The organism is Pseudoalteromonas sp. H105 (assembly GCF_001469215.1).
Taxonomy (GTDB): domain Bacteria; phylum Pseudomonadota; class Gammaproteobacteria; order Enterobacterales; family Alteromonadaceae; genus Pseudoalteromonas.
The window spans coordinates 715,422-729,890 of record NZ_LOFH01000001.1; the positions used below are offsets into that span (position 1 = coordinate 715,422).

The 14,469-nt window shown below is 40.6% G+C and carries 16 protein-coding genes; 2 read left to right on the forward strand and 14 right to left on the reverse strand.

What is annotated here, in order from left to right; all coding sequences use genetic code 11:
- The first annotated feature begins 66 nt into the window (after window positions 1-66).
- Window positions 67-1,509 carry a 16S rRNA (cytosine(1407)-C(5))-methyltransferase RsmF gene (gene rsmF, locus ATS75_RS03145; protein WP_058559081.1) on the forward strand — a complete coding sequence of 481 codons (1,443 nt, stop codon included), beginning with the start codon at window positions 67-69 and terminating at the stop codon, window positions 1,507-1,509.
- 311 nt (window positions 1,510-1,820) lie between these two features.
- Window positions 1,821-2,633, forward strand: coding sequence for a polysaccharide deacetylase family protein (locus ATS75_RS03150; protein ID WP_058558956.1), 813 nt, complete (start codon window positions 1,821-1,823; stop codon window positions 2,631-2,633).
- Here ATS75_RS03150 and ATS75_RS03155 read toward each other — a convergent pair.
- The 14 genes from ATS75_RS03155 to yceD form a co-directional block, all read right to left on the reverse strand.
- Entirely contained in the window at window positions 2,630-4,483 is a 1,854-nt protein-coding gene (locus ATS75_RS03155; protein WP_058558957.1) for a metallophosphatase, read from the reverse strand. The genes ATS75_RS03150 and ATS75_RS03155 overlap by 4 nt on opposite strands.
- A gap of 6 nt (window positions 4,484-4,489) precedes the next feature.
- Complete coding sequence (locus tag ATS75_RS03160; protein ID WP_058558958.1) at window positions 4,490-5,269, reverse strand: TatD family hydrolase; 780 nt, start codon at window positions 5,267-5,269, stop codon at window positions 4,490-4,492.
- Window positions 5,270-5,281: 12 nt separating this feature from the next.
- Window positions 5,282-5,608: a PilZ domain-containing protein gene (locus tag ATS75_RS03165; RefSeq protein WP_058558959.1), complete on the reverse strand. Its 327-nt coding sequence runs from the start codon at window positions 5,606-5,608 to the stop codon at window positions 5,282-5,284.
- An 18-nt stretch (window positions 5,609-5,626) separates the two neighbouring features.
- The gene (gene holB / locus ATS75_RS03170) at window positions 5,627-6,514 is read right to left on the reverse strand and encodes a DNA polymerase III subunit delta' (RefSeq protein WP_058558960.1); all 888 of its coding nucleotides are present in this window, start codon (window positions 6,512-6,514) and stop codon (window positions 5,627-5,629) included.
- Window position 6,515: 1 nt separating this feature from the next.
- The gene (tmk, locus tag ATS75_RS03175; protein ID WP_058558961.1) at window positions 6,516-7,142 is read right to left on the reverse strand and encodes a dTMP kinase; all 627 of its coding nucleotides are present in this window, start codon (window positions 7,140-7,142) and stop codon (window positions 6,516-6,518) included.
- Window positions 7,143-7,176: 34 nt separating this feature from the next.
- A complete protein-coding gene (mltG, locus tag ATS75_RS03180; protein ID WP_058558962.1) occupies window positions 7,177-8,172 on the reverse strand; it encodes an endolytic transglycosylase MltG in 996 nt (331 codons plus the stop codon).
- On the reverse strand, window positions 8,160-8,987 hold the full coding sequence (gene pabC, locus ATS75_RS03185) for an aminodeoxychorismate lyase (RefSeq protein ID WP_058558963.1): 828 nt from the start codon (window positions 8,985-8,987) through the stop codon (window positions 8,160-8,162). The genes mltG and pabC overlap by 13 nt, the downstream gene beginning before the upstream one ends.
- A gap of 54 nt (window positions 8,988-9,041) precedes the next feature.
- On the reverse strand, window positions 9,042-10,280 hold the full coding sequence (gene fabF, locus ATS75_RS03190; protein ID WP_058558964.1) for a beta-ketoacyl-ACP synthase II: 1,239 nt from the start codon (window positions 10,278-10,280) through the stop codon (window positions 9,042-9,044).
- A gap of 113 nt (window positions 10,281-10,393) precedes the next feature.
- Window positions 10,394-10,630, reverse strand: a complete 237-nt coding sequence (gene acpP / locus ATS75_RS03195; protein WP_016707440.1) for an acyl carrier protein — start codon at window positions 10,628-10,630, stop codon at window positions 10,394-10,396.
- A gap of 240 nt (window positions 10,631-10,870) precedes the next feature.
- On the reverse strand, window positions 10,871-11,617 hold the full coding sequence (fabG, locus tag ATS75_RS03200) for a 3-oxoacyl-ACP reductase FabG (RefSeq protein WP_058558965.1): 747 nt from the start codon (window positions 11,615-11,617) through the stop codon (window positions 10,871-10,873).
- Between the two features lie 13 nt (window positions 11,618-11,630).
- Window positions 11,631-12,557 carry an ACP S-malonyltransferase gene (gene fabD / locus ATS75_RS03205; protein ID WP_058558966.1) on the reverse strand — a complete coding sequence of 309 codons (927 nt, stop codon included), beginning with the start codon at window positions 12,555-12,557 and terminating at the stop codon, window positions 11,631-11,633.
- Window positions 12,558-12,617: 60 nt separating this feature from the next.
- Window positions 12,618-13,661, reverse strand: coding sequence for a phosphate acyltransferase PlsX (gene plsX, locus ATS75_RS03210; protein ID WP_058558967.1), 1,044 nt, complete (start codon window positions 13,659-13,661; stop codon window positions 12,618-12,620).
- Window positions 13,662-13,672: 11 nt separating this feature from the next.
- On the reverse strand, window positions 13,673-13,843 hold the full coding sequence (gene rpmF, locus ATS75_RS03215) for a 50S ribosomal protein L32 (RefSeq protein ID WP_008109865.1): 171 nt from the start codon (window positions 13,841-13,843) through the stop codon (window positions 13,673-13,675).
- Window positions 13,844-13,852: 9 nt separating this feature from the next.
- A complete protein-coding gene (yceD, locus tag ATS75_RS03220) occupies window positions 13,853-14,377 on the reverse strand; it encodes a 23S rRNA accumulation protein YceD (RefSeq protein WP_058558968.1) in 525 nt (174 codons plus the stop codon).
- Window positions 14,378-14,469: the final 92 nt, after the last annotated feature.

The following is a 14,469-nucleotide window of genomic DNA, read 5'->3' on the forward strand; positions in this document are numbered from 1 at the left end:
TTTATGTTTATGACTGCACAGCGAAAATGATAGAATATGCTTTTATTTTTCTTCGTGAGCACAGCCTTGAACGCCAACACGTATATTCCTCAACAATTTATAGATGATGTAGCTAGCTACTTACCTGCGCACCTAACATTAAATGACTTTATTAATGCGTGTCGCAAACCACTGCGTAAGTCTGTGCGTGTAAATACATTAAAAATGTCGGTTGAAGAATTTAAACTCGCGGCAGAACAAAAAGGCTGGCAGTTAACGCAAATACCTTGGTGTGAAGATGGTTTTTGGTTAGAGCGCCCAGCAGATGAAGAAAATGCCCTTTCCCTTGGTAATACCGACTTACATTTAAGCGGCGCAATCTATGTACAAGAAGCAAGCTCGATGCTACCACCCATGGCTCTTAAAGAATCACTACTTGACGCCAAACATGTGCTTGATATGGCATCAGCCCCTGGCTCAAAAACATCACAATTAGCAGCTCTGATGAATAATCAGGGTGTGCTTGTTGCCAATGAGTTATCCTCGTCTCGCTTAAAGGTGCTTAGTGCTACGCTAAAACGTATGGGCGTAGGCAATTGTGCCCTCTCACATTTTGATGGTGTCGTATTTGGTGATTACATGTTCGAATGTTTTGACAGCATATTGCTCGATGCGCCTTGCTCTGGTGAAGGCACGATTCGTAAAGATGCTGATGCCCTAAAAAATTGGTCAATTGAATCGAATATTGATATTGCTAAAGTACAAAAAGCGTTAATAAAAAGTGCTTTTTACGCCCTCAAACCCGGTGGCACATTAGTGTATTCAACCTGCACCTTAACCCCGCTTGAAAACCAACACGTGTGTGATTACCTACTTGAGCAATTTCGTGATTGTATTGAAGCTGAAAGCTTAGCCAACTTATTTCCAAATGCAGAGCAAGCAACCACTGACGAAGGTTATTTACACGTTTGGCCGCAAACGTTCGACAGTGAAGGCTTTTTTATCGCTAAGTTTAAAAAAGTTGCAAGTATTGATAACCCTAATCAAAAAATCAAAAAAGGGGCTTTTCCATTTCAGTCATATGATAAAAAAGCCAATCAAAAATTTACCGCGACTATCAAGAAGCAGTTTGGTATGAGTTCACTACCTGGGACCTTGATGCAACGTGATAAAGAGCTTTGGCTATTCCCTGACGGTTTTGAGTCAATTGAAAATAAAATCAAATATTCACGCTTAGGAATTCAGTTAGGCATGATCCATAAAAACGGTGTGCGGCTAACCCATGAATTTGCCACTGTGTTCGGTGGAAATTGTGTTAAAAATACCTATGCGCTTTCTGATCAGCAAGCTAACGACTATTTTCAGGGTAAAGATATCCGCTTAGATGAAGTAACAAGTGCAACCGATGAAGTGGTGCTAACTTTATGTGGTTGCCCCATTGGTTTAGGAAAGTGGCAAAAAAACAAAATAAAAAACTCACTGCCACGAGACTTGGTACAAAATACGCAATTAATTACTTGGCATGGATAAGTTGTGAGTAAGTTGGCAATTAATTATGAATTAAAAAACATCGAATTGTTCACTTTTCACTCAAGTTATTGTTTTTAAAATAGTATAAAAATACAACAATTATTGGGGGTTTTTACATTTGTTAACTACACTTATTAATACTTTCTACTTCTCCCTTAACGAATGGAAGGTGTTTTTTAAAGTTAGCGCAGGCTCATAAGAGCCACCCCTAAGCCCAGAACAATGCGGATTCGTTCTGGGCATTTTTTATGCTTATGTAGTATATACTTCGCAACAAACTTTTGTTTCTATAGACTAAAAAGGAAGCAAAAATGTATAAAACTTTACTGGTATTTTGCACCACATTTACCGTTATTTCTAACGTTAGTGCTGCACAAAATTATCAAGGCTTTGATTACCCCAACAAAGCGACTAACGCTATTAGTATTACGTTCGATGATGCCCGCCATAGCCAAGTTGATACTGGCCTAGCAATCTTAAATAAACATCATATTAAAGCCACATTTTATGTCTCACCGTTTAACATTAAAGAACGACTGCATGACTGGAAAAAGGTCGTAACCACAGGACATGAAATTGCGAACCATACCAGCAGCCATTTATGCACAGGTAACTTTGAATGGCTGCGTCAGCAATCCCTTTCTCTTGAGCAGACTTCGTTAAAATGGCTGGAAAAAGATATTCTTGATGCACAAAGGTATATTATAAAACATCTAGGCGTCACACCACGGGCTTTTGCGTATCCCTGCGGGAATACATTTATTGGGAGAGGCCTTGAAACACAAAGTTACGTGCCTTTAATAGCTAAGCACTTTGATACTGGCCGAACTTGGCTTGATGAAACGGCAAACAATCCAAACTTTACTGACTTTGCTCAGCTAACAAGTCTGCGAATAGACGACATGACGTTTGAGGAGGTCATTGCCATGCTCAAACAACATCGTGAAAATAATAGTTGGATCATTTTAGCTGGTCATGAAATAGGCGAAAAAGGGCAGTACACCACTGACGCGGCTATGCTTGAGGAGTTAATACAGTATATTAAAGATCCAAGAAATGGTTATTGGCTTGGCACAGTTTCTGACATTGCAAATTATATTAAACGCCGTAGAAAGCCATTTTAATGCTCATCTAAGTCAAACTCTGTTATATGGCCATCACCGTGTATCAGCTGGTAACGTGTTAAGTTACCCTTATCTAATGTGATTAAACTGATCGCAGAGTCGCTCACTAAGTACTTTTGCCCATCACCCATAGTTTGATGCTTATCCACTTCCATTTGCCAGCGCTTGGTGAAGAAATTAAGTGGACTTTTTGGTGCGTAAAGTATGGAGTCAAGTTTATCCAAGATATTGATTAATTTGCGTGGAAATTCATTTTTTATCCCGCTAGCGGTGAGCTGCCAAATACGATTAGGGTGTTTACCAAACCGCTTTTGCACAGAAAAACAGAATGAATAGTGCACATCGCCAGATAATATAAGCGTTTCTTTTGGTGTGTCATCTCGACGAAAAGTATTCAATAATTTTTTCGCCGAGCCTTCATGAGCCATCCAATTTTCAACATCAACAAGTAAGGGCTGCCCACAAATATTAAATAAAGCTTGAATAGCCTCTATTGATTTAACCCCAAATACGGGTGCGGGTGAAACGATGATCACTTGTTCATGACTTACCAGGCTATCTTCTAGCTCTGTTAATCGCTCCCAATCCAATAACCCAGATGGTTCATTAAAGTTTTGCTCATTGCGCCACCGATGTGTCCGTGTATCAAGCACCACGACTTTAGGCGTTGTACTTAATTCATAGTGCCAATGGTTAAAGTCCAAGATAGTTTTATCAAAGGCGCTAAATGCCCATTGCTTTTCACCAGACAAACACTGTTTAAACGGCGCTAGCAGACTTGCTGTTTTTGCGCCTGCATCATTACCATAGCCTTGCATTAACCAATAGCTAATAAGCCCATTATTTACAATTCGTCGACTAACTGGGTGTTGATAAATAACCTGTTCCCAGCCAGCTGTTAAATTCCAATCATCTGTTACGTCATGATCATCAAACATCATTAAACTAGACACATTTGCGAACAAAACTTGTGCGTCTTGCAATCCATTCTTAAAGCCTATTAATGCTGTTTTCTCACTCTCAAAAAGTTGCTGATCTTTGGCATTATTAGCGTTAAAGTTTATACTTTCAAAATCAATTAGTTGCCATACTGATGAGCTCAAGTTTAACAAGTATAGTGCAATGAATTCTTCAAAAAACACTAAGTGATTCGCCGCTTTTAAACTAGAGAAATGGGGCACATCTTTTTTTAACCAATAACCTACACCTAGTTTCTTTCGCTTTTGCCAAGGCACTTTGGGCAGGTATAAATGCCGTTGATAAAGTTGCTCTTCTACAATCTCTGGGAGATTTATAGCCAGTGGTAGCTCTTTATAAATACCCAATACATCAATTAACCGCCTGATTGCAATGAGCATAGCGCCTGCCACATCATCGGCATACACTTGGTCGCCGGATAATAATAAAATATCAGCACCAGGTTTATTGTCATCTCGTTGTTGCTGCACAAACTGGTTTGCAGCAACTAAACTATCCTTCGCGGGGTGATGAGGGTTTCGGCATGAGCCATGTAATATCTGTGTAAGCTTACGAGGTACTGCAAACTCTGGAACGGTTCTACCCTGATAACAAAATGCAGTGAGCGGAATTTCGTCGTCGTTACTAAATAGCTTATAACCAATCAATTGATCAACTGGGAAAGCGCCTGAAATCGGTTTGATATGAACAAAATGCAGGCACAGCTTTTCACCTAAGCGAATTGATTCGTGCTCACAGAAAGTATCGTAACCATTTAATTCAATTCGGCAACTTAACGTTTTAGAGGTTGCAAATTGAATGCAAACCTCGTTTATATCAGCGCGGCGCACCATTGGCCCCATCAACAGTAGAGGAAGTGGTGCTTGGCTCATCTTCTGTTAACCCTGTTTTGCTAGATTAAATAAGGAATAAAAGTTACCCGTGGTCGCAGTTGCAAGCTCTTTGTAACTAATTCCTTTAAGTTCACTGATATAATAGGCGACATCTTGAACATACGCAGGCTGATTCGTTTTACCACGGTATGGTACTGGTGCTAAATAAGGTGAATCGGTTTCAATAAGCAACCTATCAAGTGGAATTTGTTTAACGACATCTTTTAGCTCAACCGCATTTTTAAATGTCACGATACCCGAAATAGAGATATAAAAGCCTAAATCGATGGCTTTTTTGGCCATATCCCAGTCTTCAGTAAAACAATGTAATACACCACCGCATTTTTCTGCGTTGTGCTCGCGCATTAAATTAATCGTGTCGGCACGTGCATCGCGGGTATGAATAATTAACGGCTTTTGTAATTGATTTGCCACTTCAATATGCCCAACAAAACTCTCTTGCTGAATCGTATGTGTGTCTTTTGCATAATAATAATCAAGGCCAGTTTCGCCAATAGCAACCACTTTATCGTGGCTGGCTAAGTCAATTAACCGTTGCTTATCTAAAGCATCTTTTTGGTCAAGTGGATGCACGCCACATGAGGCAGAAACATCGTTGTAATGCTTAATTTTATCTAACATGCTAGGAAATTGATCTAGCGTTACACTAACGCATAAAAAATGTTCAACTTGCTTTGCACGTGCACTATCTAGCACTTGGTCTAAATTTAAATCCAGTTTATCAAAATCAAGTCGGTCTAAATGGCAATGGGAATCTACAATCACAATTACTGCTTACTACATGGTATAAGTTGGATTACCGGAGTTTAACATAGTCCCCAGTAATTTTTCGATTTTAGCATTCAGGTTAGTCTTATCATCTAAGAAACTAATCCCAATACCTGGTGGATTAGAACTTTGCGCACCTTGGGGTGTGATCCAGGTCACCTTACCCGTTACCACATCATCTTCAAGTGCATCCGGCAGTGTGACTTTTAATGCAAGTGAATGCCCCATTTCATAACGCATATTTGTGCGTACGAATAAACCGCCAGTCTTAAGGTAAGGCATATAGCAACGGTATAGCTCATCTAAATCTTCTAAATCAACAAGTAATTCTTGCATAAAACATCCTAATTATTGTTATCTGCGAAGTGAATACGCCAGCTGAGAAACAGCTAAAGACAAATTGAGCCCTAACACTTGAGTACAATTCTGATAAAAATCGATTATGGCTTGCTGCGCATGCTGGTACTTATCAAATTCCATGCCAGCGATTAATTGTTGTTTTAATTGCTCAGTCAAAAATAAACAAAAAACGCGAGCCAGATCGTTATCCTTATTAATGATATCCACTAACACACTGAAATTATGACCTTGTTTTAACTCGGTTGCAAATTTATAGAGTTGATCAATAGTTTCTAATTGATCCTTTTGCTGCCACATTTGCACCAACAAAGGTTGTTGATAAAAAAGATGAAGCCAAGGGCTGTCAATAATTTGTAGAGACGCTAACCAATGTTGAGCCTTGAGAGTATCACTCACTTGAACATCTGTTTTAGTACAGCGACTCAGTATTGTGGCGGGTAGTTGTGATACTGCATTAGTGGTGAGCAATAAAAAGCGCTGAGGACTTGGCTCTTCAAGTGTTTTAAGCAAAGCATTAGCCGCGGAAGTCGTCATTTTATGGCAATCTTTAATGATCACCACTTTATTTCCGTTCTGTGCCGCAGAGTGACTCATAAAATGGCTAACCATTCTGATATCGTCTACACCAATACTTTGGCCATCAACCACTACATTAAATTTATCGGGGTGCGTGCCCGCTTGATTCAACTGGCAACTCTTACATTGGCCACAAGCCTTAACACCGCTTGCTTGTTGACACAATAATGCATTTGCAAGCTGAGCAACTAAGGCTGCTTTACCGACACCCTGTTGACCACTAAATAATTGACCGTGATGGAACCTTCCTGCAGCAAAACTCGTGCTAAGTTGATGTTCTATTGTATTGAGCCATGGGTAAATCATCTTAATTACTACTTTGCAAAAACTGCTCTAAGGCCGCAATGATATCCTTATGTACTTGCTCCATCGTTTGATTTGCATTCACGGTTTTAATTGATTCGTCTTTAGCAGCTAGTTCTCGGTATCGAGCACGAGTTCGTTCAAAAAAGCTCAACGCTTCTTGCTCAATTCTATCCAGTTCTCCACGCCCTTTTGCTCTAGCTAAACCAATCGATGGCTCTATATCCAAATAAATAGTTAAATCAGCCTTAAGCCCTTTAAGTACAATGTTAGAGAGAGAAGTTAAAGTTGATGAGTCAATTTCTCGCCCACCGCCTTGATATGCTTGCGATGATAAGTCATGTCGGTCACCCAGTACCCACTGGCCGTTACCCAGTGCGGGGCGAATTACATTATTAACGAGCTGCGCTCGGGCGGCATACATGATCAATAGTTCTGTTTCACTTGCAATTTGCTCTTTATGATTAGCCTTTACAAGTTCTCTTAGCTGCTCTGCAAGAGGCGTCCCGCCGGGCTCCCTTACATTCACAAAATCAACATTATGCTGGTTTAAAAACTGCTGACAAATTGAAATTGCGGTTGATTTACCCGCGCCCTCTAGTCCTTCAATCACAATAAATTTTGCTGTCATGGTGTCTCTTTTGGTTATTCAGATTACGGCTGTCTTAATTACTGAGCTGTTGTTGGTATCGCAAGTAATCTTGTACAGCTTTATTATGTGCTTTTAACGTCTTCGAAAACTGATGGCTACCATCGCCTTTAGCAACAAAATACACATAATCAGATTCAGGCGGATTGACCGCTGCTAAGATTGCTGCTTTTGATGGCATTGCTATCGGAGTTGGCGGCAAACCGGGAATCCTATAAGTATTATAGGGTGTGTAACTGGTCAAATCTTTTCTTTTAATATCCCCATCATACGCAGTACCTAAGCCATATATTACAGTAGGATCCGTTTGTAGACGCATTTTTGAGTTAAGACGATTAGTAAATACAGATGCAATCATGGGGCGCTCACTAGCAAGGCCTGTTTCTTTTTCAATGATGGATGCCAATATTAATGCTTCATACGCACTATTGAGCGGTAAATCATCAGCGCGCTGTTGCCATGCTTCATCAAGCGTCATTTGCATGGTTGAGTAAGCACGTTTTAACAGCCCACTTGCGCTGTCATTTGCATGGTAATGATAAGTGTCTGGGTACAACCAGCCTTCAAGGTGCTGATCAGCATTAAGTATTTGCTGGCTAAGGTTGTCAATGTTTAAATCTTGCCTTAAGTGTGGTGTCTTAGCTACGGTTGTCAGTACATCACGCAACATTTGCCCTTCAATAATAGTAAAGCTAAAACTCACCTGCTTACCTTGGTTTATTCGGCGAATATTATTTAAAACAGTTGTCGAATCAAGTAAGTAAAGGCCCGCTTTCAAATCTGTTAATGTGGGGTCTAATTTTGCTATCAATTGGAATTTTAAACAACTTTCAAGCCATTTATTTGCCTGCCATTGCTGACAAAGTTGATTAAAACCCATCCCTTTTTTAACTTCAAACTGGGTATTTGCAGGCACTAACAACGTACTGGAAATAGTTATTTGTAATTGATGATAACCCACCGCCGTTGTGACAAGGGCCGCAAATAAAATACCGACAATTACCTTAAGCACGCAAACTCCTTGGCCATTAAACCACTTAATACATTTGAACTTTTATTTATATCGAAGCACACTGTGTCAATTTCTTTGACTGGCAACACACCCATTAAACTATTACAGACAAACACTGCATCCATTTGTTTTAATTGCTCTAATGTTAAGTTCATAAACTCAATAGGCAATTTAGCACATAACGATTGCAGGTAAACTCCTTTAATTCCACACTCATTAAGTAAAGGGGTAAAGACCCGCCCACCTTTAATTGCAAATACATTGGCCGCAGAGGTTTCTATGACATTGTTTTGATAATCAAGAACCAATACATCATCACTATCTTGTCTTTGCATGGCTTGCTTGATCATTACTTGCTCTAACCTGTTTAATGTTTTTAGCCCCGCAAATAATGGTTGAGATGCTAATTTAATGGGGCTAACAGCTAAGCTAAGGCCTTTTGAACCCAATGCTTCGTAATGAGATGGAAAATCAACCACACTGAGCACAATGTTTAGTAACGGCTGTTCTGGTAAACCGTACCCTCGCCCGCCTTCGCCACGCGTAACAAGCACTTTAAGAACAGCACATTTCTGTGTTGCAATAAGTTGGCTGATTACGGCTTCGAGTTCAATAAACTCTATTTCAGGAAATGCTAAACGGCTTGCGCACTCACTTAATCGCGCTCGATGCAGTGACCAATGCTCAACATTGCCGTCAACAATCTTTGCTGTAGTAAAAAAGCCATCGCCATAGTTTATGCCGCGATCACGGCTGCTAACAACGCTAGGCTGTTCAGTGATTATCTTTTGTTGTATTAGCTGTTTATTCTGCATATAAAAAAGCCCAGTCACAACTGGGCTATTATTCTGTCTCGTTGTTTAAAAATATTATACCTTTTTAAATAGCAACGAGCCATTAGTACCACCAAAACCAAACGAGTTACATAACGCGTAGTCTAATTTCGCATCACGTGCAGTGTGAGGAACATAATCCAGATCACAGCCTTCGTCAGGGTTATCAAGGTTGATTGTTGGGCTTACTTTTTGATCTTGTAACGACAAAATAGTAATGATTGATTCAACTGAACCTGCAGCACCGAGTAAGTGACCCATCATAGATTTAGATGAACTCACCATCACATCTTTTGCAGCATTGCCAAAGATAGATTTAACCGCTGAGGTTTCAGCCTTATCACCTGCGTTAGTCGAGGTACCGTGGGCGTTAATGTAACCCACTTGTTCAGCATTAACACCTGCATCGTTTAACGCATTTTCCATTGCAAGGGCTGCACCTGCTCCATCAGCCGGAGGTGAAGTCATGTGATACGCATCGCCGCTCATACCAAAACCTACAAGCTCAGAGTAAATCTTCGCACCACGTGCTTTAGCGTGTTCGTATTCTTCTAATACAATAACACCTGCACCATCAGAAAGAACAAAACCATCACGGTCTTTATCCCAAGGGCGAGACGCCGCTTGCGGATCATCGTTACGTGTAGATAATGCACGAGCAGCATTAAAACCACCCATACCGATTGGTGTTGACGCTTTCTCTGCACCGCCAGCGACCATTGCATCAGCATCACCGTATGCAATCATACGTGCAGCATGACCAATATTATGAAGACCAGTAGTACAGGCTGTCACAATTGAAATATTTGGACCACGTAAACCGTGCATTATCGACAAGTGACCAGAGATCATGTTGATAATAGTAGAAGGCACGTAAAAAGGAGATAGCTTACGCGGACCACTGTTCAATAGTTTTATGTGGTTTTCTTCGATTAACGTTAAACCACCAATGCCTGAGCCAACAGCTACACCAACGCGTTGGGCATTTTGCTCTGTTATCTCAAGGCCAGAATCTTGTAGTGCTTGTACACCCGCTGCAATGCCATATTGGATAAACAAATCCATTTTCTTAGCGTCTTTTGGTGACATATAATCTGACGCATCAAAATCATTTAGTAAACCCGCGAATTTGGTGCCAAAGCTTGAGGTATCAAAATGCGTGATAGTTTGAATACCACTTTTGCTATTTAATAGACCTTGCCAGGTTGATTCAACATTGTTACCAAGGGGTGTCAACATTCCTAAGCCAGTTACGACGACTCGACGTTTAGCCACAGGTTGCCTCCAATAAGGAAATTATTATTTTAGGTGGGGTGTATACAAATATAATTTGTATCATTGTATAGATAGATTAAGGGCAGCGAATGCTGCCCTTAATATGCGATTGATTACTCAGCGTGAGCTGTAACGTAATCGATTGCAGCTTGAACTGTTGTGATCTTTTCAGCTTCTTCGTCTGGAATCTCAGTATCAAACTCTTCTTCAAGAGCCATTACTAATTCAACAGTATCAAGTGAATCTGCGCCTAAGTCATCAACGAAAGAAGCTTCGTGCTTTACTTCTTCTTCTTTAACACCTAGTTGCTCAATGATGATTTTCTTTACGCGTTCTTGGATGTCGCTCATTCTTCTTTCCTTTATTAAAAACGCCAATGCGTTATTTTCAGATTGCGGCGTAGTTTACGGCGCATAATTCTGTGATTCAAGGATTTGCTGATAATTATTTATCTGGTCAAACCTCTTGAACGTTATTTTTATCTTTTATCGCTTATTTTCACAGCGAATTCAAGTATGTTTAAAGCAAGTTCACAAAAAATTCAACATTTTTTGTGATTCTGCCTTAAATTAAATCAGGAACAAAGTTCCTTAAACCATGTACATTGCGCCGTTAACGTGCAGCGTTTCACCAGACACGTAAGCAGCAGCATCTGATGCTAAATAACAAACAGCGGCGGCAATTTCGTCGGGCTGACCCAAACGTCCCGCAGGCACGTTAGCAAGTGTGGCTGCTTTTTGTTCGTCAGTCAGTTCGTCTGTCATATCCGTTTGAATAAAACCAGGTGCAACTACGTTAACAGTAATACCACGGGATGCAACCTCACGCGCTAAAGATTTTGAAAAACCAATAACGCCGGCTTTTGCTGCAGCATAGTTTGCTTGACCAGCATTACCCATAGTGCCCACAACTGACCCTATATTAATGATACGGCCATTCTTTTTCTTCATCATCGGACGTAATACTGCTTTAGACAGGCGGAAAATAGAGCTTAAGTTGGTATCAATGATATCATTCCACTCACCGTCTTTCATTCGCATTAACAAGTTATCACGTGTAATTCCGGCGTTGTTAACCAGTACATCAATATCGCCTAAATCTGCTTTTATTGCAGCAAGAGTCGCCTCAATCGATGCAGGATCGGTTACGTTTAACGCATAGCCTTTACCATTATCACCTAAATATTCACTGATTTTCGCAGCTCCTGACTCGCTAGTTGCAGTGCCAGCTACTTTTGCACCTTGTGCCACTAACGTTGTTGCAATTGCTTTACCAATACCACGACTTGCACCAGTAATAAGGACGACCTTGCCCTCTAGTGAAAATAAATTTGCCATTATAATCCTACTCTTATTTAGCTTCATCAATGGCAGCTTGGCTATTCACCGAACCACATACCATTGCTTTATCAATACGTTTTGCTAAACCCGTCAATACTTTACCTGGGCCAAATTCGTAGCTTTGGGTAATACCCTGTGCTACCAATGCTTGAACTGTTTCGGTCCAACGAACTGGACTATACAGTTGACGCACCAATGCATCTTTAATTGCATCAGCTGCATTTGCTGCACTAACATCAACATTATTAATTACATCACATTTAGGTGTATTAAATGTTAAGGCGGCTAAATCAGCAGCAAGTTTATCTGCTGCTGGTTTCATTAGTTCACAATGTGAAGGCACGCTGACCGATAAAGGCAATGCACGCTTAGCACCCGCTTCTTTACACGCTTCTGACGCTCTATCAACGGCCGCTTTGTGCCCAGCTATTACCACTTGACCCGGTGAGTTATAATTTACTGGGGCAACGACTTCACCTTGAGCTGACGACGCACATGCTGCTTTAATCTCTTCATCACCTAAACCGATAATTGCAGCCATAGAACCTACGCCAGCTGGCACTGCTTCTTGCATGTATAAGCCGCGATTTTCAACGAGCTTAACCGCTTGCGCTAAGCTTAATACTTCTGCACACACTAATGCAGAGTATTCACCTAAACTGTGTCCTGCCATTGTTACATCAGTATCTGGATTTGCAGCTAACCATTGACGATAAATAGCAACTGAAGCAGTAAGGAGTGCAGGCTGAGTACGATGAGTTTGATTTAATTCTTGTTCTGGGCCATTCAATACTAATGCCGCAAGATCATAACCTAGGGCGTCTGATGCCTCTGCAAATGTTGCTTTTACAATGTCTGATTCAGTAAGTAGCTCACTTAACATACCCACAGATTGTGAGCCTTGACCTGGAAAAACAAGTGCGATTTTTTGTGCCATACTTTGCTCTTATAATTAAACAAATAAATAAATGTTTACGTAAGCGTCTGACAATTTAAATTACTCGTCAGCCGATACTTTTTTAGTCGAATGTGTTTTTTCGAAAATAGCTGCTATTTTTTCTGGAAGTTGACGTTCGACTTCTCTTGCAGCTTCATCGATAGCAGCATGAAATGCTTTCGCTGATGCATTTCCATGACTTTTTACGACAATACCGCGCAATCCTACCAGACTTGCGCCGTTATACTGGTCGGGGTTCACCCTTTTATAGAGTTTTTTTATTACTGGACGTAACATAAACGCTAAACATTTATAGAAGAAATGCTTTCTTAACGCTTTTGTTAACTTAAACATAATTAGTTTAGCAATGCCCTCACAGGTCTTGAGCGCTACATTGCCTACAAAACCTTCGCAAACAATAACATCGGATTTCCCAGTAAAAATATCGCTTCCTTCACTGTAACCTGTGTAGTTAATAAAGTCACATTGTTGCATTAATAGAGCCGCCTGCTTAATATCTTCATGACCTTTTATGTCTTCTGATCCAATATTAAGTAAACTCACTTTAGGCTTTTCACAGCCAAGTGCTTGTCCTGCAACAACTGAACCCATAATTCCAAACTGATAAAGAGTGTGTGCATCGCAGTGCACATTTGCACCTAGATCTAAAAGATAAACCGGATTCTTTTGTTCCGTAGGAACAGCTGAAATTAATGCAGGGCGTTTAACGCCAGGCAACATTTTTAGTACGTAATGCGCCATAAAGAGCAACGCACCTGTATTACCAGCGCTTACACATGCTTGCGCTTCACCTGACTTAACTAAATCAAGCGCTACACGCATAGAAGAATCTTTTTTTGATCGGACAGCTGAAGCTGGTTCACAGGAATTGGTAACGACTTCACTACAATGACGGATGATTAATCGAGGGTGAGACAAAGAATCGAGCGATTCTAGTTCATTAGTTATTACTTGCTCGTTACCACATAAGATGAGTCTTAAGTTGGCACTAGCATTTACCGCGTTAACGGCTGCGGGGATAGATGAACGGGGGCCATAATCGCCCCCCATCATATCTAACGCAATGGTTAGATTAGTCAGCATAAAGCAATCTCTTAGTTAGAAATTACTTGAACGCCTTTGTAGTAACCATCTGCAGTCACGTGGTGACGACGATGAGTCTCACCAGATGTTTGGTCTACAGTTAAAGTTGGACCACTGATCGCATCGTGTGAACGGCGCATGCCGCGTCTTGCACGAGACTTTTTGCTTTTTTGTACAGCCATAGTCTTCTCCTAAGAATCTTTCTTAAGTTGTTTCAAAATATCAAATGGATTTGGTTTATCATCTTCCGCTTTTAAAACACCAAAGCTGGCAGGCTTTGCTGAATAACTGCATGAAGCTTCGTTGTGCGTAGGCACTAATGGCACAGCTAATAGCAATTCGTCTTCGATTAACTCGTAAACGTCTATTTCACCATTTTCATCAAGTGCTACTTCATCGTAGTCTTCTGGAAGATCATCTGACTCTGCATCCAAACCGACTGGCGAATACACAAAGTCTTGATCCAAATCCAACCCTAAATCACCATTACAACGTTGACAAGTTACAGTTACGTGTGTGGACAAATTGCCACGAATCACAACTAAACCTTGCTCATCATTCTTGCAATGAATTTTTACCGCTATTTCACCTACTTCTTCCTGGATAACTTCCCGTAAACGGACAAGTTTTTCAAGCTGAACAATGCCGTCATAACTTAAACGGTGTTGCGCTGCTTTACCTGGATGAAGAGTGATGGGAATTTTCACCTTTTGCATAGGGGCTGCATCATATAGATAGTTACTTGGTTAGTCAAAGTAAAAAACCATTTTTAACTGGTTTTTCCCGATTCATTTCTTTGTTTTGCATA

What these genes read in the sequence shown, in the direction of transcription:
- ATS75_RS03150 (WP_058558956.1), top strand. Translation starts at nt 1,821, where the DNA reads ATGTATAAAACTTTACTGGTATTTTGCACCACATTTACCGTTATTTCT.
- ATS75_RS03155 (WP_058558957.1), bottom strand. Translation starts at nt 4,483, where the DNA reads ATGAGCCAAGCACCACTTCCTCTACTGTTGATGGGGCCAATGGTGCGC.
- ATS75_RS03165 (WP_058558959.1), bottom strand. Translation starts at nt 5,608, where the DNA reads ATGCAAGAATTACTTGTTGATTTAGAAGATTTAGATGAGCTATACCGT.
- holB (WP_058558960.1), bottom strand. Translation starts at nt 6,514, where the DNA reads ATGATTTACCCATGGCTCAATACAATAGAACATCAACTTAGCACGAGT.
- tmk (WP_058558961.1), bottom strand. Translation starts at nt 7,142, where the DNA reads ATGACAGCAAAATTTATTGTGATTGAAGGACTAGAGGGCGCGGGTAAA.
- pabC (WP_058558963.1), bottom strand. Translation starts at nt 8,987, where the DNA reads ATGCAGAATAAACAGCTAATACAACAAAAGATAATCACTGAACAGCCT.
- acpP (WP_016707440.1), bottom strand. Translation starts at nt 10,630, where the DNA reads ATGAGCGACATCCAAGAACGCGTAAAGAAAATCATCATTGAGCAACTA.
- fabG (WP_058558965.1), bottom strand. Translation starts at nt 11,617, where the DNA reads ATGGCAAATTTATTTTCACTAGAGGGCAAGGTCGTCCTTATTACTGGT.
- fabD (WP_058558966.1), bottom strand. Translation starts at nt 12,557, where the DNA reads ATGGCACAAAAAATCGCACTTGTTTTTCCAGGTCAAGGCTCACAATCT.
- plsX (WP_058558967.1), bottom strand. Translation starts at nt 13,661, where the DNA reads ATGCTGACTAATCTAACCATTGCGTTAGATATGATGGGGGGCGATTAT.
- rpmF (WP_008109865.1), bottom strand. Translation starts at nt 13,843, where the DNA reads ATGGCTGTACAAAAAAGCAAAAAGTCTCGTGCAAGACGCGGCATGCGC.
- yceD (WP_058558968.1), bottom strand. Translation starts at nt 14,377, where the DNA reads ATGCAAAAGGTGAAAATTCCCATCACTCTTCATCCAGGTAAAGCAGCG.